The sequence below is a fragment of the Alsobacter sp. genome, assembly GCF_059501845.1.
Genome location: NZ_JCACDK010000001.1, coordinates 532,722 through 558,806, shown reverse-complemented (window position 1 = coordinate 558,806; position 26,085 = coordinate 532,722). Strand labels below are relative to the sequence as shown.

Sequence of the window (26,085 nt, the reverse complement as noted above, 5' to 3'; positions counted from 1 at the left end):
CCCCCCGGGCGCGCGTGTGCGGGCAACGGCCCTTTCGATTGGGGGATGGCGCGAGGGGGCGGCCCACGCGCCGGTCAGGGAGTTGATGGATGTCTCAAGAGGGCGTGGTGAAATTCTTCAATGCCGAGAAGGGGTATGGCTTCATCAAGCCCGACGACGGCGGACGCGACATTTTCGTTCATGTGACTGCGGTGTCGCGTGCCGGCCTGCCCACGCTCGACCAGGGTCAAAAGGTGTCCTTCGAGGTCGAACCCGACAAGAAGGGCAAGGGGCCCAAGGCGGTCAATCTCGTCATTCTTGCTGAAGGCTGAGTTGGCCAGGGCGGAGAGCCCTGGACTGCGGGGAACCCTGCTGCCCTTGCCGTGGCGGCAGGGCCTGCGCATGATCCGGCCATGATGATTCTACGCTCAGCTCCCGCCTCGCCTTTTGGCCGCAAGGTCAAGGTCGCCGCCCTCGTCCTCGATCTGATGAAGGACATCGACATCCGCGTGGCCGACACGATGGACGCCGGTGAACCGCTGCGGCAGCAGAACCCGCTGGGCAAGATCCCGACCCTCATCCTCGAAAACGGCGAGACGCTGTACGACTCCCGTGTGATCGTCGAGTACCTGGACGACCGCGCCGGGGGCGGCATCGTCCTGCCAAAGGGGCCGACGCGCTGGAGCGTCCTGCGCGGCCAGTCGCTGGCCGACGGCATCATGGACGCCGCGATCCTGCAGATCTACGAGAACCGCTTCCGCGAGGAGAGCCGCCGCGAGGCGCGGTGGGTCGATCATCAGGCCGGCAAGGTAACGCGTGGCCTGGCGGCCTTCGCCGCCTCGCCGCCCGCACTCTCCGCGAAGCCGGACATCGCGGCGATCACGCTTGCCTGCACGCTCGGCTATCTCGACTTCCGCTTCGCCGGCCAGTGGCGCGGCGAACATCCGTCGCTGGTCGACTGGTTCGGCTCCTTCTCGTCGCTCCTGCCCGGCTTCGCCGACACAGCGCCGCACTGAGGACGGGTCGAGAACGAACGAAAAGAGCCGCGCGATGCGCGGCCCTTCTGCTTCTGTGTTTGTGAGGCTCAGAACTTGTAGTTCAGGCCGGCGCGGACGACGCCGAACTCGGTGCCCGACTTGGTGACCGGGGCGGCCGGGACGAGATCGCTCTTGCCGAGATCGACATAGAGTCCCTCGACCTTCGCCGTGATGTTGTTGGTGAACGCGTACTCCGCGCCCGCACCCGCGGTCCAGCCGATATCCGTGCTGGTGCCGGAGGCGTAGCCCGGGATGCTGAGCTTCTGGTTGCCGTAGGCGAGACCGGCGGTCACGTAGAGCAGCGTCCGGTCGAGCGCGAAGCCGGCGCGCGGACGCAGGGTGCCGAACCACTCGACCTGCTGCTTTGCCTCGCCGAGCGCTGCGTAGCCGGCTCCGTTGGTCTTTGCCTCGAGACCCGCGTACTGAATGTCGGCCTCGGCGCCGATGACGAAGTTGGTGTTCGGCATCTGGTAGTTGGCGCCGATCTGCGCGCCGCCGACGAAGCCGGTGGGATCATCGAAATAGGCACTGGCGCCCTTGACCTGTCCCCAGCCATAGCCGGCGTTCACGCCGACATAGGCACCCGTCCAGGTGAAAAGAGGGGCGTAAACCACCGGCGCGGCCGGCGGCGCGGTGCGCATCGGCAGATCCGCGGCAAAAGCGGATGTGGAGAATGCAACCGCAATGGCGAGGGCGGCTGCGCCGGTCCTGAAAGAAGTCATGGCGATACTCCGGTTAGCAATGGGCCCCCTTCAAACGGAGGGTCCAGTCACGCTTGTGTTGGCGGCTATGTAATTCCAGATGCGTCCAGCGTCTGTGTCCGCTATCTCACAAGCTGTATCGAGATCGTGGCACAATTAAGCGCCAATAACGGCATGATTTTGCTTCATCAATGAGAAATAAAGGTAACAAAAAGGCGCCCCAAGAAAGCCTCGGAGCGCCCGGTTAGACGCGCTATCACTTCGCTGAACAGAACGATAGCACGCGAAAATACAACCTATACTAGAATTTATAGTTTGCACCCGCGCGGAACACATTGGTGTGCGTGTCGACCCCCGTCACCCCGCGCGAGGTCGGATAATCCGTGCCGCTGAAGTTGTAGTAGAGGTACTCGCCGCGAAGCGTGACGTTCTGGTGGACCTGCATCTCAGCGCCGGCGCCCAGTACATAGCCGACGTCGGTAGTGTCGGTCTTGCCGTACTGGTTGGAGTAGGAGTGTCCGCCAACGGCCAGACCGCCGGTGCCGTAGGCCAGGACATTGCCGAAGGCGTAGCCTGCGCGGGCGCGCGCCGTGCCCGTCCAATTCTCGCGCGACTTCTCGGACCAGCTCTTGTTGCGCACGTCGGAGAGCGTCAGGTCCGCCTCGCCGCCCACCACGACCTGGTCGAACTGCGCATTGTAGCCGCCCTGCACGCCGCCCAGCACGCCGCTGGTGTTGGTGGGCCCTACCCGGCCGACGCCACCACCCACATGGACGCCGGCATAGGGTCCCTGCCAGTTGGTGACGGGCCTGTAGGTTTCGGCCGGCGGAACATAGGTGGAGCGCGAGGGAAGATCTCCGGCCCACACTGAAGCCGGGAAAAACGCCGCGGCACATGCCGCCATGCAAATCGAACGCTTGAAGGTCATCGGAATCCTCATCGGCCGGGGCCGCGACACCGTCGTGAGGATGGGGATACGCCGTTTCCGGCAATCGTTTAACCCTAACCGCTTCCTACGGTAATCAGTCGGTAAACATGTAGCGTCTGTGTTCACCCGCGCTTCATACCTGCGGCGGCAACGCGGCAGGTTGTGCCTTGCTCCGGCAGACCCGGACGCTCTTGTGGCGCGGACGAAGACGTGGCAATGGCCACCCGATGCCGCAGCCCTCCGCCCCGCCCGTGGCCGCCCCAGCCCTGCCGCCGCTCTCGGTCTTCATCATCACGAAGAACGAGGCAGACCGCGTGGGCCGGACGATCGAGGCCGTGCGAGGCATCTCCGACGACATTCTCGTCGTCGATTCCGGCTCGACCGACGGAACGCAGGAGGTCGCCTCCGCCGCCGGGGCGCGCGTCGTCGAGCATCCCTTCGCCGGCTACGGACCGCAGAAGCGGCATGCCGAGACGCTGTGCAGGCACGACTGGATGCTCAACATCGATGCGGACGAGGTGATCCCACCCGACCTCGCCGCCGAGATCGCCAGCCTCTTCGCCCATGGCCAGCCGGCGGCGGACGCCTATCGCATCCGGATCGCGGAGATCTTCCCGGGCGAAGGTGCGCCGCATCCCCTCGCCTACGCGCTGTCCCCGGTACGGCTCTACCGGCGCGACAAGGGCAGCTACAATCCATCGCCGGTCCATGACCGCGTCGACCTCGTCCCCGGCGCGCGCGTCGCGCGGTTGCGGGGGACGATCCACCACTTCTCGGTGCGCTCCCTGGGCGACCAGATGAACAAGCTGAACCGCTACACTGACGCGCTCGTGGACGACCTGATGGCGCGCGGTGAAAGCCTGTCCATGTTCCGGCTGATCGCCGAGTTTCCGGCGAACTTCTTCAAGGCTTATGTTTTCCGCCGCCACTTCCTGCGTGGCGCCTACGGTTTCATGACGGCCATGAACTTCGCCTTCTACCGCTATCTCCGCGTCGCCAAGCATCTCGAGGCCAAGCGGCTCGAAGAGCGGCGGGTCGAGGCCCGGCGCATTGCGGCCGTCCGGAAGGACGCTCCGTGATGCCGCCGGGCGTCGCTCTCGTCACCGGCGGCGGCAGACGTATCGGAGCCGCCATTGTCTCCCGCCTTGCCGCGGAAGGCTGGCGGGTCGTGATCCACGCCAACGGTTCGCTCACGGAGGCGGAAGAACTCGCCGGCCGCATCCGGCTCGCAGGGGGCGAGGCGGCATGCGTCAAGGCGGACCTCCAGAATCCCGGCGCCACCGGGCCACTCATCAAGGACGCTGCCGCACCATTCGGGCCCCTGACGCTGCTCGTCAACAACGCCTCGCTGTTCAGGGCCGACTCGCTGCAGACCGTCTCCGACGACCTCTGGAACGCGCATCACGCGGTCAACCTGCGCGCCCCGGTGTTTCTCGCGCGGGACTTCGCCGCGCAGGCGCCGGCGGGGTCCTCGATCGTCAACATCGTCGACCAGCGCGTGCTGAAGCTGACGCCGCAGTGCTTCTCCTACACGCTCGCCAAGGCAGCGCTCTACGCCGCGACGACGACCATGGCCCAGGCGCTCGCTCCCGATATCCGCGTCAACGCCGTCGGGCCAGGACCGACCCTGCCCAACCAGCATGACGGGGAACAAGGCCTGCGACGGGAGGCGGCAGGCATTCCGCTGGTCCGCAGCATCGATCCCGCGGAGATCGCGGAAGCGGTGCTCTATCTAGCCCGGGCCCGTGGCGTCACCGGCCAGTTGATCGCCGTCGACGGAGGCCAGCACATCGGCTGGCGCACGCCGGACATCATACTTCCGTAAGCGCGATGGCCGAGATGAGGCGCCCATAGTCCGGCTCGCCGCGGTGTGTCGTGCGCCTGTAGCTAAAGAAACGGCCCTCGTCGGCATAGGTGCACAGGCCGAGGTCGACGAAGCGCCCCACGCCCGCCTCTCTCGCACGCCTGCCGATATAGGCGGGCAGGTCGAACATGGCGTGTCCCTCGCGCGGCGAGGGGGAGAGATGGCGTGCGTTTCCGCGATCGGCCGAGACGAGCCGCTCGACGAATTCCGGGCCGACCTCGTAGGCCGCTGCACTGATCGTCGGACCGAGCACCGCGACGATGCCGGGCCGCGATGCGCCCAGGCGCTCCATTGCCTCCAGGGTGGACTCGACCACCCCGGTGAAAGCGCCCTTCCACCCAGCATGGCAGGCGCCGATCACCCCCGCCGCGGCGTCGGCGAAGAGGACCGGCCCGCAATCGGCCGTCGAGATGGCGAGCGCGACGCCGGTCCGGTTGGTCACCATGCCGTCGGCCTTTGGCCTCTCGCCCGCCCACGCCCCATCGGCGACGACGACGTCGGGTGAGTGGACCTGATAGACGCTTACGAAGTTCGCGGGAGCGACGCCGAGCGCCGACGCCATCCGGCTGCGGTTTTCCTGCACGAGGGACTGGTCGTCGGAGGAGCCCTGTCCGCCGTTCAGGGTCGCATAGATGCCTTCGGAAACGCCGCCCTGGCGGGTGAAGAAGGCGTGCGCGACGCCAGGCAGGTCGAGATCAGGAGACACGATCTTCACGGCACAGGTTCCTGAACAGGGTCGGCGGGCGGGAAACCGGCCGGTGCAACATCCGGCGCGGTGATGGCGAGCACCTTAAAAAGATCGCCCATGCCGGCCGGGCCCGGGCCGACCAGTCGCTCCACGCCGGAGAGCACAGCCTCCGCCTGCCCGGGCGCCGCGCGGCGGGCGAGAACCTCCGCGCGTTCGCGCGCACCCAGAGCCACCAGGAACTCGCCTTGCGGAACCGGGCCGTGCACCCGTGCTCCTGCGCGCGACGCGGCGCGGGCCAGGGCGGAAAAATCGACATGGGCGGTGAGATCGGCCTCCCCCGGTTCGGCCAGCGGATCGGCAGGGCGGTGTGCCCGAACCGCCTGGAAGGTCTCGCCGAAGCCGGGCCGCACATGGCCATAGTCGACAGCGAGGAGAGCACCGCCCTGCGTCGAGATGCGGCCCGCCAGAGAGGCGGCCAGAGCGTAGGCTGCCTCCCCGACCTCGATCACGGTTCCCGGGGGCGCCTCGACCTCGACACCGGGCGCCGGGTCCGGGGAGAGGCCGAAAATGCGCCGTCCCTCCCCGTCATGCCCGACGAGCCGCTCGCGCCAGCCGTCGACGGCCCGCACGAACTGGCGCACGGGAAGCGCGTCGAAGAACTCGTTGGCGACGATCACGGCCGGCCCGGGCGGAAGGGTCTCCGGTGAGTCGTGCCAGCGCGGCGTCAGCCCCGACGCCGCGAGCGTGTCGCGCTGGCGCTCGCGCAGGACCGGACTGGTCTCGACGAGGTGCAGGCTCGCCGCCGCCGCGAAATTGGGAACGACACGGGCAGCCCGCAGCATGTCGGCCATCAGCGTGCCCCGGCCGGGGCCGAGCTCCGCGAGCACGAAGCTGGTCGGGCTACCCATGCGGCTCCAGGTGTCGACACACCACAGGCCAAGGAGCTCGCCGTAGACCTGCGAGATCTCGGGCGCGGTCACGAAGTCGCCCTGTGCCCCCAGCGGATCACGGCGCATGTAGTACCCGTGAGCGGGATGGCCCAGGCACAGCGCCATGTAGCGGGCGACCGACATCGGCCCCTCCACCGCGATCATGGCGTCGATCTCCGCGGCCAGCGCATTCATGCGGTCGCCGCCTTCTCCTCGCCGGCGCGCGGCCGCGCCATGGCGCGCCAGACGAGCACGGCACCTGCGATCAGCATGGGAAGCGACAGTGCCATGCCCATCGTCAGCACCTGCCCCAGCCGCTCGCTGTCCGGATCCGGCTCGCGGAAGAATTCGGAGACGATGCGTGCCAGCCCGTAGCCAATGCCGAAGACCCCGGCCAGCAGCCCCGGCCGGCGCATGCCGACGCGGCTGAGCAGCACGAGCATGACGCCCAAAAGCAGGATCCCCTCCATCCCCGCCTCGTAGAGCTGGCTGGGATGGCGCGGCTCGGGCCCGGCATTGGGAAACACCATGGCCCAGGGCAGGTCGCTCGGCCGTCCCCACAGCTCGCCATTGATGAAGTTGGCGATGCGGCCGAGGCACAGGCCGAACGGCGCAACCACGGCGAAGAGGTCGAAGAGCGAGAGGAGCGACAGACCGCGGCTGCGCGCGAAGAGCCAGGTGCCGACGAGCACGCCGATGAGGCCGCCATGGAACGCCATGCCGCCGCGCCAGACCTTCAGGATCTCGAGCGGATTGGCGGCGTAGTAGGGCAGCCCGTAGATCAAGACATGGCCAAGCCGGCCGCCGAGCACGACGCCGACCGCCGCATAGACGAGCAGATCGTCGAGGTCGATCGCCGTCGGACGCTTTTGCGCCGGGCTCCAGTAGTGGTCCGTTGCGACGATGCGGCGCATCCCCCACCAGCCGCCGACGAGGCCGGCGATGTAGGCGAGCGCGTACCAGCGGATCGCGAGCGGCCCGATCTCCACGAAAGTCGTGTGATCCGGGAAGAATGTCAGGAAATTGCCCATAGTCCTCCCGCCGCGCGAGGCCGCCTGCATGCGACGGCGCTGCCGGGGCGTCAAGGTCGGCCTGCGCCGCGACGGACACGTGAACGCGAGCGGCAAAGGTGCTAGAGAGCGCTCGTCCGACCCGGAGACCGCCATGGCCCAGAACCGCCTTCTCGACGATTTCGCCCGCCTGTTCACCGACGCGGCCGGCATGGCCCAGGGTGTGCGACGCGAAGCCGAGGGCGTGGTGCGTGCCCAGTTCGAGCGCTTCATCCGCGACATGGACGTCGTCAGCCGCGAGGAGTTCGAGGCCGTCCGCGAGATGGCCATCCTGGCGCGCGACGAAAACGACCGCCTGGCCGAGCGGATCACCGCGCTCGAGGCCCGTTTGGCGGCTGTCGAAGCCACCTCAAAATCTTGACGAGCGGTTAAGCACGCGCTCAACCGGGCGGGGATCGTTTTCGCATCCGCTGTGGACCGAGCAGCCGTGCTGATTGCCCCCGAAGGGCGAATCCCAGACGGTCCATCTCGCTCGTTGTGCGGCATGACTCGCCCGCGCTATGGTCGGTTCGAGAGGTGATTCGCCTTGTTCTTCGTCGATTCAGCGTTGAATCGGCAAGTAGAGGCGAAGATGACCGCGGTCCGCTCGGCGTGGCCGCGGCAGGTGTTCGACGAGCGTCAACGGTCGCCAGATCAACCTGAACTACCAGCCGGGGTCGGCATGCCATCTATAGAAGTGGACGTCGCGGAACGCAGCGAGCACCCGCTCGATGTCGTCGAGAGGCTCGCCACGATCCGCGACTGGTCCTTCGACCGCGCCGACGAGAACGAGATCTCGGTCTCCGTCGCCAGCGCCTGGACGGACTACCACATCGCATTCACCTGGCTCGACGAGATGGAGGCGCTGCACATCGCCTGCGCTTTCGACCTGCGGGTCCCCGCACGCCGGCGGTCGGACGTGCTGGAACTCGTGTCGCTCATCAACGAGCAGCTCTGGGTCGGGCATTTCGACCTGTGGAGCAGCGAGGAGGTGGTGATGTTTCGCCACTCCCTCCTGCTGGCTGGCGGCGTCGAGCCCAACGGGCAGCAATGCGAGACGCTGCTGAAGCTGGCCACCGACGCGTGCGACCGCCACTACCAGGCCTTCCAGTTCGTCCTGTGGGCCGGCAAGAGCCCCCGCGAGGCGATGGAGGGTGCCATGTTCGAGACCGTCGGCGAGGCCTGAAAGGCGCCTCTCTTCTCCGGTGACAGCGGACCCGGCGGCGGGCGATAAGGAACGGCGCTCCCGTTCCAGTTCGAGGCCGCCATGACCATCGCCCATCCGATATCGCCGCTGCCGTCCTCCCTCGTTCTCGCCGGCTGCGGCAAGATGGGCGGAGCGATGCTGGAGGGGTGGCTGCGAGGCGGGCTCTCGGGCGAACGCATCACCATCATTGATCCGCACGCCTCGACGCTGCTGGCCGCAACCTGCGAACAGCATGGCATCGCTCTCAACCCGTCGCGCGGCACTGTCCGCCCGCCGGAGGTGCTGGTGCTGGGCATCAAGCCGCAGATGCTGGACGAGGCGGCGGGTGACCTCGCCCCCATCGCCGGGCCGCGCACGCTCGTGCTCTCCATCTTGGCCGGAAAGCGCATCGGCGACCTCCAGGCCCGCCTCCCCGATGCCGCCGCGGTGGTGCGCGCCATGCCCAACCTGCCCGCCTCCGTGCAGCGCGGCATCACGGGTGCGGCAGCGAGCCCGCAGGTGTCGAAGGCGCAGCGCGACGTGGCGGACGCCCTGCTGTCGGGCGTGGGCCGCGTCGAATGGGTGGCGAGCGAGGACCTCATCGACGCCGTGACGGCGGTCTCCGGGTCCGGGCCCGCCTATGTCTTCTACCTCACCGAGTGCCTGGCCCGGGCCGCCGAGGCGGAAGGCCTGCCGCCTGACTTGGCGGAGCGGCTGGCGAGGGCGACCGTGGAGGGGGCGGGAGAGCTCATGCACCGCTCCGACCTCGCGCCCTCGACCCTGCGCGAGAACGTCACCTCCCCCGGCGGGACGACAGCCGCGGCCCTGGCAGTGCTGATGGTGGACGACGGCCTCGACGGGCTGATGCGCCGCGCCGTCGCCGCGGCAAGACGGCGCGCCGGAGAACTCTCGGGCTGACCGGGTTGGCGCGCGGGCTCCCCGCGCCCTATCTTGGGGGTTGAACGGGATCGGAGAACGACAATGGCGCGCGAACCCAAGCCACGCGGGAGCAAGGCCTCCCGCACCAGCTCCGTCAACGAGAAGGCGGCAGCAGCCTCGGAGGCCGCGTCACCGCCGCCGTCCGGCAGCCCACGCGACCGCGTCATCGACGCGCTGTTCCGGCTGGCGGAGGACCGCCGCTGGGACGAGATCGAACTGGGCGACATCGCCCAGGAAGCAGGCGTCACGCTGGCGGAACTGAGGGACCTCTTTCCTTCCAAGGGCGCCATCCTCGGTGCCTATACGCGGCGCATCGACAAGATCGTACTGGAGGGCACTACCGACGACCTCGTCGGTGAGAGCGTCCGCGAGCGTCTGTTTGACGTGCTGATGCGCCGGCTCGACGCGATGACGCCGCAGAAGGCGGCGTTGAAGGCCATCTCGCGCGACCTCCGCATGGATCCGCTGAGCATCGCCGCGCTGAACCAGGTCGCCCTGAACAGCCAGCGCTACATGCTGGCGGCAGCGGGGATCTCGACCGAGGGCCCCGCCGGAGCGCTGAAGGTGCAGGGCGCGGTCCTGCTCTTCGCCCGCGTCATGGACACCTGGTTCCGCGACGATGATTCCGGCCTGTCCAGGACCATGGCGGCGCTGGACAAGGAGCTGGAGCGTGCCGGCCGCAACGCCAGCGCGCTGTCCGACCTGTGCCGCATCGCATCGCCCTTCCGGGCCATGTTCCAACGTGTCGCCGAGGGTCCGCGCCGCTTCCGCGAGCGCGCCAGCCGCGACCGCGACGAGGACCGCAAGCGCTACGACGACGATCCCGACGAGGATTATGCGCCGGCTATGTAGCTGCCGCTGATTTTTGTCCTCACCGGGAACGGAAAAAGTGCGGGTCTGAAGACCCGCGCTCCCGGACCGCGCGTCTTAGGTCCCCGGACCGCGCGTCTTCAGACGCGCGGTGAGGCTTTCGACCAGAGAAAGGCTAAACGGGCACCCTGACAGCCGCCCTGAGCCCGCCCAGCGGGCTGTCGGCAAGCATCACCTCGCCGCCGTGCGAACGGGCGATGTCGCGCGCGATGGCGAGGCCCAGGCCCGTGCCGCCCTCGTCGATGTTGCGGGCCTCGTCGAGCCGCACGAAGGGCTTGAATACCTCGTCGCGCTGATCCTCCGGGATGCCCGGTCCGTCATCGTCGACCGTGATCGTCAGCCAGCGCGGGTCGCGCACGGCGGTGATGGAGATCCGGTCTCCATGGCGCACGGCGTTCGAGACGAGGTTGGCCAGGCACCGCTTGAAGGCGTCGGGGCGCACGGTGGCCACCGGGTCGCCGCTGACCTTGACCTCGGTGGCATGCCCGGCGCGCTCGGCATCGGCTTTCAGCTCCTCGAGCAGGGTGCCCATGTCGGTGGGCGTCGCCGTTTCCCCGGCGTCCCCGCGCGCGAAGGAGAGATAGGCCTCCAGCATGCGGGTCATTTCGTCGACGTCCTTCTTCATCGCCTCGACGTCGGGATTGTCCTCCTCGTCCATCAGCGCGAGCGACAGCCGGAACCGGGTGAGGATGGTGCGCAGGTCGTGGCTGACGCCGTTCAGCATGGCGGTGCGCTGCTCGAAGGCGCGCTCGATGCGTCGCCGCATCTCGATGAAGGCATGACCGGCCTGGCGGACCTCGCGCGCCCCGCGGGGATGGAACTCGATTTCCCGCCCCTTGCCGAAGCTCTCCGCCGCCTCGGCAAGGCGCAGAATCGGCCGGATCTGGTTGCGCAGGAACAGCACCGCGATGCCGAGCAGAACGAAGGACGTGCCGACCATCCACATCAGGAAGATGTGCGAGTTGGAGGCGTAGGCCTGCGACCGGCGGGTGAGCACCCGCATGATGCCGTTGTCGAGCTGGATGCGGATCTCGACGATGTTGGAGCGGCCGACCGTGTCGATCCAGAACGGCCGGCCGATCTGCACGCGGATCTCGCGCGACAGGGTGGAGTCGAGGATCGAGAAGAACGGCTTGGGCGCGGGCGGCGGCAGCGGGCCGGCCGGCAGGATCTCGACGTCGAGGTTCAGCCGTTCGCTGGCGATGCGCGTCAGCGTCTCGAACTTCGGATCCTGAGGATAGCTCTGCGCGATATCGATGAGGGCGGCGATGTCCTGCGTCACGGCCTGCGACAGCCGCCGGGTGACGAGTTGCCAGTGCCGCTCCATGAAAGCGTAGGCGATCACCGACTGCAGGATGATCATCGGGGCGATGATGATGATCAGCGCCCGGGCAAACAGCCCCTTGGGCATGCGCCGGCCCAGCCAGCGCGCAGAGCGGTGGTACAACGCGAGCGGTCGCCGGACGAGTGGGGTGCCGCTCCTCATCCGCTCCTCAATCGACGAAGAGCCGGTAGCCTATGCCGCGCACGGTCTGCAGGTGCAGCGGATTGGCCGGATCCGTCTCGATCTTGCGGCGCAGGCGATTGATCTGCACGTCGATCGTGCGTTCGTTCGAGACTTCGCCGGAGCCCGCGAGCGCGTCGCGCGGCACCGTCTCGCCGCCGCTCTGGGCGAGCACCAGCAGCATCTCCCGCTCGCGCTCGGTCAGGCGCACCACCTCGTCGCCCTGCCGCAGCTCGCCGCGGTCGAGGCGGAAGGTGAAGTCGCCGAAGCGCACCGACTCGGGGGCGCTTGGCGCCAGCGGCGCGGCCGGCGCATTGCGGCGCAGGATGTTGTTGATGCGCAGCACCAACTCACGCGGCTCGAAGGGCTTCGGCAGGTAGTCGTCCGCGCCGATTTCCAGGCCCTCGACGCGGTCTCGCGGATCGGCGCGGGCCGTGAGCATCAGGATCGGGATTTCCGACCGGGTGCGGATCCAGCGCGCGAGGTCGAAGCCGTTCTCGCCCGGCATCATGACGTCGAGCACGTAGAGATCGAAGACGATACTGGCAATCTGCGCGCGAGCGTCGACGGCGTCCTTGGCGGTCGAGATGCGGTAGCCGTGCTCCATGAGGAACCGGGAGAGCAGGTCGCGGATCCTCCGGTCGTCGTCGACGACGAGGACGTGCGGCGCGTCATCGGGGGGCGCCGCCCGTGCGCGGGTGCTCACCGCTCCCCTCCCCGCCCGATGGGCGAGCGGACCATCTGCCCCACCTCCTCGCGGTCCGCGGGCTCGACCATGGCGCGCAGGAAGGCGCGCGCCGCCTCCGCCGCCTCGGGCCCGGCCTCCTCCAGCGCACGCGAGATTCGCTGCGTCTGCATGGCGGCAAGGTCGAGCGCCAGCGCGGCGCCGCGTGGCGTCACGTAGAGGAGCCGCTGGCGGCGGTCGACGAGGCCCGCCCGCTGCTCGACATAACCCTTCTCCAGCAGGTCCTTCAGCACGCGGTTCAGGCTCTGCTTGGTGATGCGCAGGATGTCGAGGAGCGAAGCGATCGTGAGCCCCGGGTTGCGGTTGACGAAGTGAAGAACGCGGTGATGCGCCCGGCCGAAACCGTACTGGGCGAGGATCCGGTCGGGATCCCCGACGAAGTCCCGATAGGCGAAGAAAAGCAGCTCGATGAGGTCGAAAAGCGGCGGCTCCTGCGCATCGGCGCTGTGATCGTCCAGGCGGAACTCGACGGCAGGCTGCATCGCGGCTCGGATCCTATTTACGTCAGTGATGTTGACATATTTCAGGGCGATTGTTACGCGTCAAGGGCTCGCGGCGAAAGGAAAGAACCCGGATCGGCTGCCGCCCTTCCGGATGTGCCGCGCGAGGCAAGGAGACATCGTCATGTCCGTCATCCCGTTCGACAAGCGCGAAGGATTCATCTGGCTGGACGGCCGGCTCGTGGCCTGGGGTGACGCGAGGGTACACGTCCTGACGCACGGATTGCACTACGGATCCTGCGTTTTCGAGGGAGAGCGTGCCTATGGTGGCCAGGTCTTCAAATCCACGGAGCATTCGAAGAGGCTGAAGGCCTCTGCCGAGTATCTCGATTTCGAAATCCCCTGGTCGGTCGAGGAGATCGACGCGGCCAAGGCCCTCGTGGTCGAGACAAACGGCCAGACCGACGCCTATCTGCGTCCGGTCGCGTGGCGGGGTTCCGAGATGATCGGCGTGTCGGCGCAGGACACCACCATCCACCTCGCCATCGCGTCGTGGAACTGGCCGAGCTATTTCGACCCCGAGCAGCGCATGAAGGGCATTCGCCTCGACTGGGCGGAGTACCGCCGCCCCGACCCCGCGACCGCACCGTCGCGATCCAAGGCGGCTGGTCTCTACATGATCTGCACCATCTCCAAGCACAGGGCGGAGCGAAAGGGCTACGCCGACGCCCTGATGCTCGACTGGCAGGGGCGCGTGGCGGAATGCACGGGCGCGAACGTATTCTTTGCGCGCGAAAACCAGATCCACACGCCCATCGCCGACTGCTTCCTCGACGGGCTGACGCGCAAGACCGTCATCGATCTCGCACGCCGGAGGGGGATCGAGGTGGTGGAGCGGCGCATCCTGCCGGAGGAGCTGAAGGACTTCACGGAGTGCTTCATCACCGGTTCCGCCGCCGAGATCACCCCGGTCGGAGAGGTCGCAGGTCAGGTGTTCACCCCCGGCGCCATCACCCGCACCCTGATCGAGGACTATGCGGCCGAGGTCCGGCCCAGGGCCCGTGCTGCCTGACAGGAGGATGCCATGAGCGACCCACTGGCCGGCCCTCCTCCCTGGGCGGTGACGTCCGCCGAGGCGCAGCAGGCCCTCTCCGCCGTGCCCGAGCCTTTCGCCGTGCTGCTGCGCCACGGGACGATGAGCGTGGAGCTCTATGCCCCTGTCGGAGCAGACCGCCAGACCCCGCACGAGCAGGACGAGATCTATATCGTCGCGAGCGGCACCGGCGTGTTCTCCAAGGCCGGCGAACGGCGCAGCTTCGGGCCGGGCGACGTCCTCTTCGTCGAGGCGGGCGTGGAGCACCGGTTCGAGGAGTTCTCGACCGGCTTCAGCACGTGGGTCGTGTTCTGGGGCCCGAAAGGCGGCGAGGCCGCCTGAACCTGCAACGCCGTCATGCCCGCCGCGTTGTCGGCGGGCATGACTTTCTCGTCCGAAATCACCTTGCCGCCCATATCCCCTGGCTCCCGGGCGGGCTGAGACGATGCTGGTCTATGGCGACAGGTCCGTTTCGGTCGACGCACGGGACCGGCTGGCGGAAGCGCTCCAGCTCTGGGGCTCGGCGGTTCGGCTCGACGGACTTGCCCGGCATTCCGGGCTCGTCGCCGCCTTCATCCTCGCCGCGGAACTCGCGCAGGGGGTGGCAGACGCGGAGGTCGCGGAAAGCGGCGAGGACGAACCCGGCCCCGGCGCAGCAGCCCTGATGGGCCTCCTCTGCCGCATGGGCCACGTCATCTCGGGCTCATGGGACAGCGGCTTCACGGCCATGCCAGAGCGGATCGATACCGTCCCCGAGCCCGATCTCCCCGGGGCGGTCACATGCCGCCAGCCCGAAGGCTACGCCTTCTACGCTCTCTACCCCGAAGCCTATGCCGAGGCCGCCCGCGGCCTTCCAGCAGCCGCGCATGCCGTTATCGGCCTGCGGAGCATCGGGACGGGCCTGGCGGCCATGGTGGGCTCGCGCACGACAGCCCCGGTCACGGCGACCGTGCGGCCGCACGGCCATCCCTTCCGGCGCGTCATAACGCCGGGCCCGCAGCTGGAACACGAGCTTCTGTCAGACCCGGCCCTCCGTTTCGCAATCGTGGACGAAGGGCCGGGCCTGTCCGGCAGCTCCTTCGGCGCGGTCTGCGACTGGCTCGACGACCGGGGCGTGGAAACGGGCCGTCTCACCCTCTTCACAGGCCACGCGAGCTCGCCGGGTTCGCAGGCCGATCAGAGGCACCTCGAACGCTGGCCCCGCCTGGACCGGCGCTGCGTCGGGTTCGAGGACCTCGTCCTGCATGCGGCACGGACGGAGCACCGTCTGGAGCAGTGGGTGTCGGACCTCCTCGGCAAACCCGCAACGCTCGCAGCAGACCTGTCCGGCGGGGCATGGAGAGCCCGGCTCTTCGCGGCGGAAGAGTTCTGGCCGGCAGCGGACACGATGCAGGAGAGGCGCAAGTTCCTGTTCGAGACGCCGACCGGCCCGGTGCTCGCCCGCTTCGCAGGGCTCGGCCCAACCGGGCAACGAAAGCTCGCGCGGGCCAAGGCGCTGTTCGAGGCGGGCTTCACGCCGGAGCCTCTCGGTTTCATGCACGGCTTCCTGGTGGAACGATGGCACGCCGGCGCACGGCCGCTGACCCGAGCGGACGCGGGCGAAGCTGGCCTGCTCGCAAATCTCGCCGGGTATGTCGGAACCCTCGCCAGGGCCTTCCCGGCCGGGCGATCATCTGGAGCAACGCTTCCCGAACTCGCTGCGATGGCTGTCCAGAACACTTCAGAGCAGTTCGGAGACGAGGCGGGGCGTCGGCTGGGCCACCTCGCCGGGGTGGCCGACCGCCTGGAGACCACTGTTCGCAGGGTCGAGACGGACGGCCGGATGGACGCGCACGAGTGGATCGCGATCCAGGATGGCAAAATCCTCAAGACCGATGCTCTCGACCACCATGCGTCACACGATCTCGTCGGCTGTCAGGATCCCGCCTGGGACGTGGCGGGGGTAGCCGTCGAGTTCGAGCTAGGCCGCGGCCGCACCGAGGAGCTGCGCGGCCAGTCGGAGGCTGCGGCGGGTCGCCCCATCGCGCCGGAGCTGGTGGAGTTCTACCGCCCGTGCTGGATCGCCTTCCGCATCGGGGCGATCACGATGGCGCTCGCCTCCCACGCGGGGCAGCCGGCCGAGCAGGCGAGGCTGCAGGCGAGACTTCGCCGCTACGCACAGGCCATGAAACGGGAGCTCTGCGAGTAGCGTCAGGCCGGAGGCGACCGGAGGGAAAGGGTTATGGCGGTTCTGAACCGATGCGGACCGCGCCAGCCCGGCTTGACCCGTAGGCGCGCGGCCTGGACGGTCAACGCCCCTTGCCCCAGCGCTCCGCGGCCCGGTCGTCAGCCTCCTTGGCCTCGACCCAGTCGCCTGAGGTCCCGTCGACGCGGTGCTCCTTTTTCCAGAAGGGCGCGCGGGTCTTGAGATAATCCATCAGGAACGAAGCGGCCTCGAACGCGGCGGCACGATGGGCCGACGCGGTGACGACGAGCACGATGTTGCCGCCGGGCGGAATCTTGCCGAACCGGTGGATGGCAACCACACCCTGCAGAGGCCAGCGCGACACTGCCTCATGGGCGACCGCTGCCATCTCCTCCTCGGCCATGCCGGGATAGTGCTCCAGCTCCAGGGCAGCCAGCGTGCCGCCCTCGGCCCGGCAGAGCCCGGTGAAAGTGACCACCGCGCCGATGTCCGTACGGCCCCCGGTGAGTGCCGCGGCCTCGGCGGCAGCGTCGAAATCCTCCGCCTGCACGCGCACGACGACCGGGACGGTGGCCATGTCAGCCCCCGGTCATGGGCGGGAAGAACGCGATCTCGGCCGCACCGCCGAGGGGCGTGTCGGGCTTGACGTGCTTGCGGTCGATCGCGGCGCGGACGATGGCGGGGTTCTCGAAGGCGTAGGCGTATTCCTCGCCGCGCCCCGCCAGCCAGGATGCGAGGTCCGCAACGGTCCGGACGCTCTCTGGAGGCGACAGCTCTTCCTCGGCCTTGCCGATGCGCTCACGCACCCAGGCAAAATAAACGATCCGCATTCCTTGCCCTCAGTCGGCCTGCTCGATCACGTGGTGGATCCCGGCCCGGAAGTAGTCATAGCCCGTGTAGAGGGTCAGCAATGCGGCGATCCACAGCAGCACGATGCCGATCGTCACCGTTCCCGGCAGCACGCTCTCGCCGGCGGGACCGACGATGAGAAAACCGACGGCCACCAGCTGCACGGTGGTCTTCCACTTCGCCACGGTCGAGACCGGCACGCTGACGCGGAGCTCGGCGAGATATTCGCGCAGGCCGGAGACCAGGATCTCGCGCGACAGGATGACGATCGCGGCCCAGATCGACCACGACGCGATCGTCTTGTCGGCGACCAGCATCAGCAGTGTCGCTGCGACGAGGAGCTTGTCGGCGATGGGGTCTAGCATGCGCCCCAACGCCGATTGCTGCGACCAGGCCCGGGCGAGGTAGCCGTCGAGATAATCGGTGATGGCGGCCAGCACGAAGATGCCGAGCGCCACCCAGCGCATCCAGTACTCCTCGGGCCAGAACATGCAGGCCACGACCGCCGGCACGGCGACCACGCGCCCCGTCGTGAGGAGGTTCGGAAGGTTGAACGGGCTGACCCGCTTCATGTCTCTCGCCAGGGCGGTCCGCCGGTTCGCCTGCCGCCGGTCGGGCGGGCTGGCCGTGATCCGGCGTCCAGGGGATGGGAACAGGGCGTTGCCCGGCCGGTGTGCCCGGTCGCGCCACGTCCGTCGCTGAGGAAGCACACCCCGCGCTCGCCCGTCAACGGCACCTCCACGGTCCTCGCGGTGTTACGGGCCCGTTCATCCCCGGCCCTCGTGGAAGTGATCGTAGACGGCCTTCGCCGTGGCCATGTTCACCCCCGGTGTCTTGGCGAGGTCGTCGAGGGATGCGCGGGCGATCGCCTTGGCCGTGCCGAAGTGCAGCAGCAGCGCGCGCTTGCGCGAGGGACCCACGCCGGAGATCTCGTCCAGGGGAGATTTCGTGAACTCTTTCCGCCGCTTGGCGCGATGTGTTCCGATGGCGAAACGGTGGGCCTCGTCCCTCAACCTCTGGATGAAGTACAGGGCAGGATCGCGCGGAGCGAGCTTGAACGGCTCCTTGCCCGGCACGAAAAATGTCTCCCTCCCCGCATCGCGGTCGGGGCCTTTGGCAATCCCGACCAGCGGCACGCCCTCGACACCCAGCTCCGCCAGCACGCCGCGCGCCGCGTCGAGCTGTCCCCGTCCACCATCGACGAGCACGAGGTCCGGCCAGGACGGCATGTCGGAGGAGCCGGCATCGCTCGCCATCTCCGCTGCATTCGCTGCCGGGGATGCCGACGGCTCCCTCGGGGCCTCCTTCATGAGCCGCGAGAAGCGGCGGGTGAGGACCTCCCGCATCATGGCGTAGTCGTCGCCCGGGGTGAGTTCGGTCGAGCGGATGGTGAAGGTACGATAGTGCGGCTTGGAGAAGCCCTGCGGGCCGGCCACGATCATCGCCCCCACCGCGTTGGTCCCCATGATGTGAGAGTTGTCGTAGACCTCCACCCTGCGGACGGGGCCCTGAAGGCCGAAGGCCTGTCCCAGCGCGCCCAGCAGCTTCTGCTGCGATGACGTGTCGGCCAGCTTGCGACCGAGCGCCTCGCGGGCATTGGAAGCGGCGTGCTCGACCAGGTCGCGCTTTTCCCCCCGCTTGGGAACGCTGACCTCGACCTTGTGGCCGGCGCGGGTGCACAGGGCATCCTCCAGCACCTCGCGATCCGCGATCGGATGCGACAGCAGCACCAGCCGTGGCGCCGGCTTGTCGTCGTAGAATTGGGCGACGAAGGCCTCCATCACCTCTTCAAGCGGCACCGAGCGGTCCGCGCGCGGGAAATACGCGCGGTTGCCCCAGTTCTGGAAGTTGCGGAAGAAGAACACTTCCACGCAGAACTGGCCTGCCTCCTCGTGCAGGGCGAAGACGTCGGCCTCCTCCACGCTTTGGGGATTGATGTCCTGGCTTGCCTGGATGGCCGAGAGGGCGGCGAGACGGTCGCGGTAGCGGGCCGCGCGCTCGAACTCCAGCGCGTCGGAGGCCTTCTGCATTTCGGCAGCGAGGTCCTGCTTCACGTTCACGCTCCGCCCACGCAGGAAGTCGCGGGCCTGCGCCGCCAGGCGGGCATACTCGACATGCCCCACCTCCCCCGTGCAGGGGGCGGCGCAGCGCTTGATCTGGTGCAGCAGGCAGGGCCGCGTGCGGTTCTCGTAGTAGCTGTCCGAGCAGCTGCGCAGCAGAAAGGCGCGCTGCAGCGCGTTGAGCGTACGGTTCACGGCCCAGACGCTGGCGAACGGACCGAAATAGTCTCCCGGCCGCGACCGCGCCCCACGGTGCTTCGTCAGCTGCGGCGAGACGTGGTCGCCCGTGATCAGGATGTAGGGAAAGGACTTGTCATCGCGCAGCAGCACGTTGAACCGCGGCTTCAGCTGCTTGATGAGGTTTGCCTCAAGCAGCAGCGCCTCGGTCTCCGTCTCCGTGGTGACGAACTCCATCGTCGCCGTCTCGGAGATCATGCGGGCGATGCGGTTGCCGTGACCGACGCCGCGCGTGTAGGAGGCGACCCGCTTCTTCAGCGAGCGGGCCTTGCCGACATAGAGCACCGCTCCCTCGGCATCGATCATCCGGTAGACACCCGGAGCATTCGGCAAAGTGCGCCAGACCGCCGCGATGGCTGCGGCGCCGGCACGCAACCGGGCGCTGCCCCCACCCTCCTCGTGGAATGCGAGATCGACGCCGGAATCGCCCTCCTCCGGCGGCAGATCGTCCAGGCCCTGGATCTCCTCGTCGTCTTCGCCGTCCGGAACGGCGCCGGGAGGAAGATCAGCGTCGGATCGAGTCGTGTGGGGTGGCCTCGTCATGCGCGAGAGATAGGACGACGCGGCGCGGCATGGAAGTTGCCGGCGTGACGCGCCGCGCCTGGCGCGCTCGATGACAGGCTGGAGACACCATGGCCCTTCACTTCACGGCCCACGAGTTCGCGGCCCGACGGACGCGGCTGCTGGCGGCCATGCAGGAGGCTCGGCTGGACGGAATGCTGCTCTTCTCGCAGGAGAGCATGTACTGGCTGACGGGCTACGACACGTTCGGCTTCTGCTTCTTCCAGTGTCTCGTGGTGTCCGCCGATGGACGCATGGCGCTTCTCACTCGCTCGGCCGATCTGCGGCAGGCGCAACTCACCTCCACCCTCGCGGACATCCGGATCTGGAAGGATGGTCGTGATGCCGCCCCGGCGCTCGCGACCGCCGACCTGCTCGAATCCTTGCGCCTGCTGCCCGGCCGGCTCGGCGTCGAGTTCGACGCGCATGGCCTCACCTACGGACTCGGACGGCAGCTCGAGGCCGTGTTGTCGGAGCGCTGCGCGGTCGTCGATGCCAGCGCGATCGTGCCCCGGCTGCGGGTGGTGAAGTCACCGGCCGAGATCGTCTTCGTCCGCCGCGCGGCGGAACTCTGCGACGCGGCTGACCGCGCCGGCATCGACGCGGTCAGGGCCGGGGCTGACGAGGGCGAGGTGCTCGCCGCGCAGCAGGGCGCCGTGTTCCGCGGCGGTGGGGAATACCCCGGCAACGAATTCATCATCGGGTCGGGCCGGGAGGCCCTGCTCTGCCGCTCCAAGAGCGGCCGCAGAACGCTGGAGGTGCAGGACCAGATCACGCTCGAGTTTGCCGGCGCCTACCGGCGCTACCACTGCGCGGCGATGCGGACCATCGTCGTGGGGGAGCCTCGCCCCTTGCACCGGCGCTATCACGCGGCCGCCCGGAAGGCGCTGGCCGCCTGCGAGGAAGCCCTGCGGCCCGGAGCGACTGCAGGCGACGTGTTCGCTGCCCATGCGCGGGTGCTCGACAGGCTGGGCCTGTCGCAGCACCGGCTCAACGCATGCGGCTATTCGCTGGGCGCCAAGTTCGCCCCGTCCTGGATGGACCCGCCGATGTTCTACGAGGCGAACGACTGGCCGCTCGAAGCCGGCATGGTCATGTTCCTGCACATGATCCTGATGGACTCCGAGAGCGAGACGGCCATGTGCCTCGGCCGGACATCGTTGCTCACGGCGGAGGGGCGCGAGACCTTGAACGGTGCGGATCTGGACCTGATGATCCGATAGCGTTAAGGGAGTCCAAACGCGCGTGTAGCAATGGCGCGTCGGGAGGAGCGATGAGTCAGGCCCGGTTCCTGCCCCGGCGGTGTGTCACGGCCGTCGCTCCGGCTCTCGCCGTTCTCGCAGCTCTTTTCCTGTCGGGGTGCCAGGATACGACCGGCGGCCCGGTGGCCCGCATGGTCGACGCACCCGGGGTGCCGATCGCACTCGACGTCATCGAAGGTGCCCCGGACGCACTCGCTGGGAAGGTCAACGACGCGGTCGTCAACCAGGCGATGCAGCGGCGCATCGATCTGGTCTCTCCCAGCGATCCCGCCCGCTATCATCTGAAGGGCTACCTCACGGCTACTCCGACCGAGGCCGGCACGACCGAGGTGACGCTCGTGTGGGACGTGTTCGACGCCTCGCGACGGCGGGCCCAGCGGGTCACGAGCACGGCAACCGCGCCGGGCCAGAGCGCCGACCCGTGGGAGCGCGTGGGCGACACGCAGATCATGAAGCTCACATCTCAGAGCATGAACGAGGTGGCGGCCTTCATCAGCGGCGGCGGTTAGGATTCGGTGCAGCGCGATGGCGTCGTTGATGCGCTGGGCTATCGAATGCCGCGGTAGCAGCTTCTGCACCGTGCACAGAGTTTGGTGTGCATCCGGGGCGGGGTTCGTATTGTTCGCCCCGGGCGGGGCTGCTAAGAGCCGCGGCGAGGCTTGGCCGACACGCCGGGCCGCCTGCCGCGTGGATGCGAGAGAGCCGACACGATGAAAGCCGAGATCAAGCTCGTCTGCGGCAATTCGAACCGCGCTCTCGCCGACGCGATCGCCGCCTATCTCGAGGTGCCGCTCGCCAAGTGCCAGGTCCGCCGCTTCGCCGACATGGAAATCTTTGTCGAGATCCAGGAGAACGTGCGCGGCCAGGACGTTTATGTCGTCCAGTCGACGTCGTTCCCGGCCAACGACCACCTGATGGAGCTGCTGATCATCATCGACGCGCTGCGCCGCTCGTCGGCGCGGCGCATCACGGCGGTGCTGCCCTATTTCGGCTATGCGCGGCAGGATCGACGCGCCTCGGGCCGCACCCCCATCTCGGCCAAGCTCGTCGCCAACCTGATCACCGAGGCGGGAGCCGATCGCGTTCTGACAATCGACCTGCATGCCGGGCAGATTCAGGGCTTCTTTGACATCCCCACCGACAACCTCTTTGCCGCGCCGCTGATGGCCCGCGACATCAAGGAGCGGATGGACATCTCCAACGTCATGGTCGTGTCCCCCGACGTCGGCGGCGTGGTGCGCGCCCGGGCCCTGGCCAAGCGGATCGATGCCCCGCTCGCCATCGTCGACAAGCGCCGTGAGCGCGCCGGCGAGAGCGAGGTGATGAACATCATCGGCGAGGTGAAGGGGAGAACCTGCATCCTCGTCGACGACATCGTCGATTCCGGCGGCACGCTGTGCAACGCGGCCGAGGCCTTGCTCAAGGACGGCGCGTCCGAGGTTCACGCCTATATCACGCACGGCGTTCTCTCGGGAGGAGCGGTGGCGCGCATCGCCGCCTCGAAGCTCAAGACGCTGGTGCTGACCGACTCCATCCAGCCGACCGTGGCGGTGAAGGTCGCACGCAATATCCGCGTCGTCTCCATCGCGTCCCTGCTCGGCGAAGCCATTGGCCGCACGGCACTCGAGACGAGCGTGTCGAGCCTGTTCGACTGATGGCGCAGCTGCTGCCCCTGCATTGCAACTGACATCAATCGATGCCAGTTTGGATGCACCGGGAATAGGCAGCCATGCGCACGACACTGGCCATCGACGACGATCTCATTGCCAAGGCTAAGTCCCTGACGGGGGTCAGTGAGACCAATCAGCTGGTGCGCGAAGGACTGCGGGCTCTGATTGAGCGCGAAAGCGCACGTCGCCTCGCGAGGCTGGGCGGGACCGATCCTGAAGCAGCGGCTCCGCACCGACGCCGCCAGGGCGACTGATGCTCCTGGTGGATACGTCCGTCTGGATCGACCACCTCCGATCCTCGGACCGTATGGTGTCGATGCCCATCTCATCGCGTCGGTGTTGCTCACACCCGGCGTCCGTCTCTGGACGAGGGACAAGCGTCTGCGCGCGCAAGCCGAGCGGATGGCGGTCGCGGCCGAGCTCGCCTAGCCTGGACCGGCGGCCCTCGCGCAACCACCCGCCCTTCCCCCCGGCCGTGTTTTCGGCTATACGCGCGCACGCATCCGCCAGACACCCCTGGAGGCACGGATGCGACTGTTCGGGGCCGCTCGCGGCCCCTTCTCGTTGAAGGAACACTGTCCATGTCCACGACCGTCAAGCAGCTCAAGGCTTCGACGCGCGCTACAGGCGGCAAGGGGGCCGCTCGCGCCGTCCGCCGCCAGGGCCTCATCCCCGCCGTCATCTACGGCGCCGGCGAGCCGCCCGTCGCCATCGCGCTCGACTACAAGAACGCCCAGCAGCTCATTTTCGCCGGGCACTTCCTGACGACCCAGTTCGAGATCGACGTCGACGGGTCCAAGGTCCGCGTCCTGCCGCGCGATTATCAGCTCGATCCCGTCAAGGATTCGCCGCTGCACATCGACTTCCTGCGCCTGAAGGCAGGCCAGCAGATCCGCGTCGAGGTGCCCGTGCATTTCGAGAACGGCGAGATCTCGCCCGGCATCAAGCGCGGCGGCACGCTGAACATCGTGCGCCACACGATCGAGCTTTTTGCGCCGGCCGACGCCATCCCGGAATCCGTGACGGTCGACCTCAAGGGGCTCGACATGAACGACTCCGTTCACATCACGGACCTGCCCCTGCCGGCCGGCACCCGCCCGGCCAACCAGGAGCGCGACTATACGATCCTGACCGTGGTCGCCCCGTCCGGCCTGAAGGAAGAGGCTCCGGCCGCCGCCGCCGAGGCCGCCCCGGCCGCCGCCGCGCCGGCTGCCAAGAAGTAATCGCACCCGCGACCGGGCGGCCCGGCCGCTCCGATGGGCCGCGGACATCGTCCGCGGCCTTTTCCATTCTGAGGCACCGCCATGCTGCTCTTCGCCGGCCTCGGCAATCCCGGCTCCCGCTACGCCGGCAACCGCCACAACATCGGCTTCATGGCCGTGGAGGCGATCGCGCGTGCGTACAAGGCCGGGCCGTGGCGCCGCCGCTTCCAGGGCGAGGCGACCGAAACCACCATCGGGGGCGAGCGCGTTGTACTGCTCAAGCCCGAGACGTTCATGAACGAGTCCGGGCGATCGGTGTCGGAGGCCCAGCGCTTCTTCAAGATCGCACTCGCCGACGTCGTCGTCTTCCACGACGAGCTCGACCTCCCGCCCGCCAAGCTGCGCGTCAAGCTCGGCGGCGGCAATGCAGGGCACAACGGCCTGCGCTCGATCACGGCCCAGTGCGGCAACGAGTACCGGCGCGTCCGGCTCGGCATCGGCCATCCCGGAGCCAAGGAGCTGGTGCACCCCTACGTGCTCAGCGACTTCGGCAAGGCCGAACGCGACTGGGTCGTTGACCTTTGCGACGCGACCGCCGAGTACGCCCCGCTGCTTGCGGCGGGCGACGACAGCGCCTTCCAGAGCAAGGTCCATCTGCGCATGGAAGGGCACGGCTGGGGCGAGGTGAAGGGCGTGAAGGAGGCGGGCAAACTGTAGGGCGTCCACTTCCCGTTTGACGCCCCGGACAAGAGTCACGATATCACTGACCCACAGGAACACGGGCCGCTGATCATGAAGGACGTCACCATCAGCATGGACGACGATCTGGCGCGAAAGGCGCGGGTCGAAGCGGCGCAGCAAGGAAAGAGCCTCGGCGATCCTGTCCTCGTGCCGAGTTTTCCTCAGTGAGGACATGAACGACGGACAGACGATCGAAGGCGTCCTGATCGTAAATTCCTTCCGGCACGGCATCGAAACACTCGAACGATTGGCGCGATAGACATGGGCTTCAAATGCGGAATTGTCGGCCTGCCGAACGTCGGCAAGTCGACCCTCTTCAACGCTCTGACGCAGACGGCGGCGGCGCAGGCCGCCAACTATCCGTTCTGCACCATCGAGCCCAATGTCGGTGACGTCGCGGTGCCCGATCCCCGGCTGGACGCGCTCGCCGGAATCGCCAAGTCGGCGCAGATCATCCCGACGCGGATCACCTTCGTCGACATCGCCGGCATCGTGCGCGGCGCGTCGAAGGGCGAGGGCCTCGGCAACCAGTTCCTCGCCAACATCCGCGAGGTCGATGCCATCGCCCATGTCGTGCGCTGCTTCGAGGACGGGGACATCACCCATGTCGAGGGCAAGGTCGACCCGATCGCCGACGTCGAGACCATCGAGACCGAGCTGATGCTCGCCGACCTCGAGAGCCTCGAGAAGCGTGTGGTCACCCTGGAGAAGAAGGCGCGCGGCGGCGACAAGGAGGCCAAGGAGACGCTGGATCTCGTCCTGCGCTGCCTCACGCTGCTCCAGGACGGCAAGCCGGCCCGCCTCGTCGAGCGCAAGACCGAGGAGGAGAAGCTGTTCCAGCAGCTCAACCTTCTCACGGCGAAGCCCGTTCTCTACGTCTGCAACGTCGAGGAAGCCGCTGCCCATGACGGCAATTCCTTTTCGGCCAGGGTCTTTGCCCGCGCCAGGGAGGAGGACGCCGTCGCCGTCGTGGTGTCCGCCAAGATCGAGAGCGAGATCGCCGTTCTCCCGCCGGACGAGCAGGCGGAGTACCTCGAGGCCGTGGGCCTCGACGAGCCCGGCCTCAACCGCGTCATCCGCGCCGGCTACGACCTGCTGCACCTCGTCACCTACTTCACGGTGGGACCGAAGGAGGCCCGTGCCTGGACGATCACAAAGGGCACGCGTGCGCCGCAGGCGGCCGGCGTCATCCATACGGATTTCGAGAAAGGCTTCATCCGGGCCGAGACCATCGCCTATGACGACTACGTCAGCGGCAAGGGCGAGGCGGGCGCCCGTGACGCGGGGCGCATGCGGCTGGAGGGGAAGGAATACGTCGTCGCCGACGGCGACGTGATGCATTTCCGTTTCGCCAACTGAGCCCGCC

The 26,085-nt window shown here is 68.0% G+C and carries 30 protein-coding genes and 1 pseudogene; 19 read left to right on the top strand and 12 right to left on the bottom strand.

All coding sequences use genetic code 11. The annotated features are described in order from the left end of the window. The first annotated feature begins 89 nt into the window (after positions 1-89). Positions 90-311 carry a cold-shock protein gene (locus AC5JCN_RS02560; RefSeq protein WP_495753432.1) on the top strand — a complete coding sequence of 74 codons (222 nt, stop codon included), beginning with the start codon at positions 90-92 and terminating at the stop codon, positions 309-311. A gap of 81 nt (positions 312-392) precedes the next feature. After that, the gene (locus AC5JCN_RS02555) at positions 393-995 is read left to right on the top strand and encodes a glutathione S-transferase family protein (protein ID WP_495753431.1); all 603 of its coding nucleotides are present in this window, start codon (positions 393-395) and stop codon (positions 993-995) included. A 68-nt stretch (positions 996-1,063) separates the two neighbouring features. Here AC5JCN_RS02555 and AC5JCN_RS02550 read toward each other — a convergent pair whose 3' ends face one another. Together AC5JCN_RS02550 and AC5JCN_RS02545 are read right to left on the bottom strand one after the other, a co-directional pair. After that, positions 1,064-1,738, bottom strand: coding sequence for an outer membrane protein (locus AC5JCN_RS02550; protein ID WP_495753430.1), 675 nt, complete (start codon positions 1,736-1,738; stop codon positions 1,064-1,066). 280 nt (positions 1,739-2,018) lie between these two features. Further along, positions 2,019-2,645 (bottom strand): outer membrane protein, encoded by a 627-nt coding sequence (locus AC5JCN_RS02545; protein WP_495753429.1) that lies wholly within the window; start codon positions 2,643-2,645, stop codon positions 2,019-2,021. Positions 2,646-2,872: 227 nt separating this feature from the next. Between AC5JCN_RS02545 and AC5JCN_RS02540 the strand changes: the two genes are divergently transcribed. Both AC5JCN_RS02540 and AC5JCN_RS02535 read left to right on the top strand, forming a co-directional pair. Then, on the top strand, positions 2,873-3,724 hold the full coding sequence (locus AC5JCN_RS02540) for a glycosyltransferase family 2 protein (protein ID WP_495753428.1): 852 nt from the start codon (positions 2,873-2,875) through the stop codon (positions 3,722-3,724). Next, the gene (locus AC5JCN_RS02535) at positions 3,724-4,470 is read left to right on the top strand and encodes an SDR family oxidoreductase (RefSeq protein WP_495753427.1); all 747 of its coding nucleotides are present in this window, start codon (positions 3,724-3,726) and stop codon (positions 4,468-4,470) included. The genes AC5JCN_RS02540 and AC5JCN_RS02535 overlap by 1 nt, the downstream gene beginning before the upstream one ends. On the opposite strand, the gene pgeF is transcribed toward AC5JCN_RS02535, so the two are convergent. From pgeF to lgt, 3 genes are read right to left on the bottom strand one after another with little or no spacing between them, the layout of a single operon-like run. Beyond that, complete coding sequence (pgeF, locus tag AC5JCN_RS02530; protein ID WP_495753426.1) at positions 4,457-5,224, bottom strand: peptidoglycan editing factor PgeF; 768 nt, start codon at positions 5,222-5,224, stop codon at positions 4,457-4,459. The two genes, AC5JCN_RS02535 and pgeF, sit on opposite strands and share 14 nt — an antisense overlap. Continuing rightward, positions 5,221-6,321, bottom strand: a complete 1,101-nt coding sequence (locus tag AC5JCN_RS02525) for a class I SAM-dependent methyltransferase (RefSeq protein WP_495753425.1) — start codon at positions 6,319-6,321, stop codon at positions 5,221-5,223. The genes pgeF and AC5JCN_RS02525 overlap by 4 nt, the downstream gene beginning before the upstream one ends. After that, a complete protein-coding gene (gene lgt, locus AC5JCN_RS02520) occupies positions 6,318-7,157 on the bottom strand; it encodes a prolipoprotein diacylglyceryl transferase (protein WP_495753424.1) in 840 nt (279 codons plus the stop codon). Before lgt ends, AC5JCN_RS02525 begins: the two co-directional genes overlap by 4 nt. Positions 7,158-7,290: 133 nt before the next feature. On the opposite strand from lgt, the gene AC5JCN_RS02515 reads away from it, so the two are divergent. The 4 genes from AC5JCN_RS02515 to AC5JCN_RS02500 all read left to right on the top strand — a co-directional run bounded on the left by AC5JCN_RS02515 (position 7,291) and on the right by AC5JCN_RS02500 (position 10,152). Further along, positions 7,291-7,557, top strand: coding sequence for an accessory factor UbiK family protein (locus AC5JCN_RS02515; RefSeq protein WP_495753423.1), 267 nt, complete (start codon positions 7,291-7,293; stop codon positions 7,555-7,557). Between the two features lie 300 nt (positions 7,558-7,857). Then, positions 7,858-8,361: a type III secretion system chaperone family protein gene (locus AC5JCN_RS02510; RefSeq protein WP_495753422.1), complete on the top strand. Its 504-nt coding sequence runs from the start codon at positions 7,858-7,860 to the stop codon at positions 8,359-8,361. Positions 8,362-8,442: 81 nt separating this feature from the next. Beyond that, positions 8,443-9,279, top strand: a complete 837-nt coding sequence (gene proC / locus AC5JCN_RS02505) for a pyrroline-5-carboxylate reductase (RefSeq protein WP_495753421.1) — start codon at positions 8,443-8,445, stop codon at positions 9,277-9,279. 63 nt (positions 9,280-9,342) lie between these two features. After that, a complete protein-coding gene (locus tag AC5JCN_RS02500) occupies positions 9,343-10,152 on the top strand; it encodes a TetR/AcrR family transcriptional regulator (protein WP_495753420.1) in 810 nt (269 codons plus the stop codon). A 133-nt stretch (positions 10,153-10,285) separates the two neighbouring features. Here AC5JCN_RS02500 and AC5JCN_RS02495 read toward each other — a convergent pair whose 3' ends face one another. Genes AC5JCN_RS02495 through AC5JCN_RS02485 form a run of 3 tightly spaced genes read right to left on the bottom strand, consistent with a single transcriptional unit; the run spans position 10,286 to position 12,901 of the window. Then, the gene (locus AC5JCN_RS02495) at positions 10,286-11,656 is read right to left on the bottom strand and encodes an ATP-binding protein (protein ID WP_495753419.1); all 1,371 of its coding nucleotides are present in this window, start codon (positions 11,654-11,656) and stop codon (positions 10,286-10,288) included. Between the two features lie 7 nt (positions 11,657-11,663). Then, on the bottom strand, positions 11,664-12,380 hold the full coding sequence (locus AC5JCN_RS02490; protein WP_495753418.1) for a response regulator: 717 nt from the start codon (positions 12,378-12,380) through the stop codon (positions 11,664-11,666). Then, positions 12,377-12,901: a MarR family winged helix-turn-helix transcriptional regulator gene (locus AC5JCN_RS02485; RefSeq protein WP_495753417.1), complete on the bottom strand. Its 525-nt coding sequence runs from the start codon at positions 12,899-12,901 to the stop codon at positions 12,377-12,379. Before AC5JCN_RS02485 ends, AC5JCN_RS02490 begins: the two co-directional genes overlap by 4 nt. Before the next feature lie 142 nt (positions 12,902-13,043). Between AC5JCN_RS02485 and AC5JCN_RS02480 the strand changes: the two genes are divergently transcribed. The 3 genes from AC5JCN_RS02480 (at position 13,044) to AC5JCN_RS02470 (ending at position 16,140) form a co-directional block, all read left to right on the top strand. Next, on the top strand, positions 13,044-13,931 hold the full coding sequence (locus AC5JCN_RS02480; RefSeq protein ID WP_495753416.1) for a branched-chain amino acid aminotransferase: 888 nt from the start codon (positions 13,044-13,046) through the stop codon (positions 13,929-13,931). A gap of 12 nt (positions 13,932-13,943) precedes the next feature. Beyond that, positions 13,944-14,294 (top strand): cupin domain-containing protein, encoded by a 351-nt coding sequence (locus AC5JCN_RS02475; RefSeq protein WP_495753415.1) that lies wholly within the window; start codon positions 13,944-13,946, stop codon positions 14,292-14,294. A gap of 103 nt (positions 14,295-14,397) precedes the next feature. Further along, positions 14,398-16,140 (top strand): hypothetical protein, encoded by a 1,743-nt coding sequence (locus AC5JCN_RS02470; RefSeq protein ID WP_495753414.1) that lies wholly within the window; start codon positions 14,398-14,400, stop codon positions 16,138-16,140. 100 nt (positions 16,141-16,240) lie between these two features. Here AC5JCN_RS02470 and AC5JCN_RS02465 read toward each other — a convergent pair whose 3' ends face one another. The 4 genes from AC5JCN_RS02465 to uvrC all read right to left on the bottom strand — a co-directional run bounded on the left by AC5JCN_RS02465 (position 16,241) and on the right by uvrC (position 19,826). Next, a complete protein-coding gene (locus AC5JCN_RS02465; protein ID WP_495753413.1) occupies positions 16,241-16,714 on the bottom strand; it encodes a molybdenum cofactor biosynthesis protein MoaE in 474 nt (157 codons plus the stop codon). 1 nt (position 16,715) lies between these two features. Then, a complete protein-coding gene (gene moaD, locus AC5JCN_RS02460) occupies positions 16,716-16,967 on the bottom strand; it encodes a molybdopterin converting factor subunit 1 (protein ID WP_495753412.1) in 252 nt (83 codons plus the stop codon). A gap of 9 nt (positions 16,968-16,976) precedes the next feature. After that, positions 16,977-17,558, bottom strand: a complete 582-nt coding sequence (gene pgsA / locus AC5JCN_RS02455; RefSeq protein WP_495753411.1) for a CDP-diacylglycerol--glycerol-3-phosphate 3-phosphatidyltransferase — start codon at positions 17,556-17,558, stop codon at positions 16,977-16,979. A gap of 195 nt (positions 17,559-17,753) precedes the next feature. Continuing rightward, positions 17,754-19,826, bottom strand: a complete 2,073-nt coding sequence (gene uvrC, locus AC5JCN_RS02450) for an excinuclease ABC subunit UvrC (RefSeq protein ID WP_495753410.1) — start codon at positions 19,824-19,826, stop codon at positions 17,754-17,756. Positions 19,827-19,915: 89 nt separating this feature from the next. Here uvrC and AC5JCN_RS02445 point away from each other — a divergent pair, with 89 nt between their 5' ends. The 8 genes and pseudogenes from AC5JCN_RS02445 to ychF all read left to right on the top strand — a co-directional run bounded on the left by AC5JCN_RS02445 (position 19,916) and on the right by ychF (position 26,078). Continuing rightward, positions 19,916-21,067 carry a M24 family metallopeptidase gene (locus tag AC5JCN_RS02445; protein WP_495753409.1) on the top strand — a complete coding sequence of 384 codons (1,152 nt, stop codon included), beginning with the start codon at positions 19,916-19,918 and terminating at the stop codon, positions 21,065-21,067. Between the two features lie 50 nt (positions 21,068-21,117). Next, positions 21,118-21,615, top strand: coding sequence for a hypothetical protein (locus AC5JCN_RS02440; RefSeq protein WP_495753408.1), 498 nt, complete (start codon positions 21,118-21,120; stop codon positions 21,613-21,615). A gap of 201 nt (positions 21,616-21,816) precedes the next feature. Next, a complete protein-coding gene (locus AC5JCN_RS02435) occupies positions 21,817-22,761 on the top strand; it encodes a ribose-phosphate pyrophosphokinase (protein WP_495753407.1) in 945 nt (314 codons plus the stop codon). A gap of 74 nt (positions 22,762-22,835) precedes the next feature. Then, on the top strand, positions 22,836-23,030 hold the full coding sequence (locus tag AC5JCN_RS02430) for a type II toxin-antitoxin system VapB family antitoxin (RefSeq protein ID WP_495753406.1): 195 nt from the start codon (positions 22,836-22,838) through the stop codon (positions 23,028-23,030). Positions 23,031-23,091: 61 nt separating this feature from the next. Further along, a pseudogene (locus AC5JCN_RS02425) lies at positions 23,092-23,205 on the top strand (VapC toxin family PIN domain ribonuclease); the annotation flags it as partial. A gap of 152 nt (positions 23,206-23,357) precedes the next feature. After that, on the top strand, positions 23,358-23,999 hold the full coding sequence (locus AC5JCN_RS02420; protein ID WP_495753405.1) for a 50S ribosomal protein L25/general stress protein Ctc: 642 nt from the start codon (positions 23,358-23,360) through the stop codon (positions 23,997-23,999). Positions 24,000-24,080: 81 nt separating this feature from the next. Then, positions 24,081-24,695: an aminoacyl-tRNA hydrolase gene (pth, locus tag AC5JCN_RS02415; protein ID WP_495753404.1), complete on the top strand. Its 615-nt coding sequence runs from the start codon at positions 24,081-24,083 to the stop codon at positions 24,693-24,695. A 285-nt stretch (positions 24,696-24,980) separates the two neighbouring features. Continuing rightward, entirely contained in the window at positions 24,981-26,078 is a 1,098-nt protein-coding gene (gene ychF, locus AC5JCN_RS02410; RefSeq protein ID WP_495753403.1) for a redox-regulated ATPase YchF, read from the top strand. Positions 26,079-26,085: the final 7 nt, after the last annotated feature.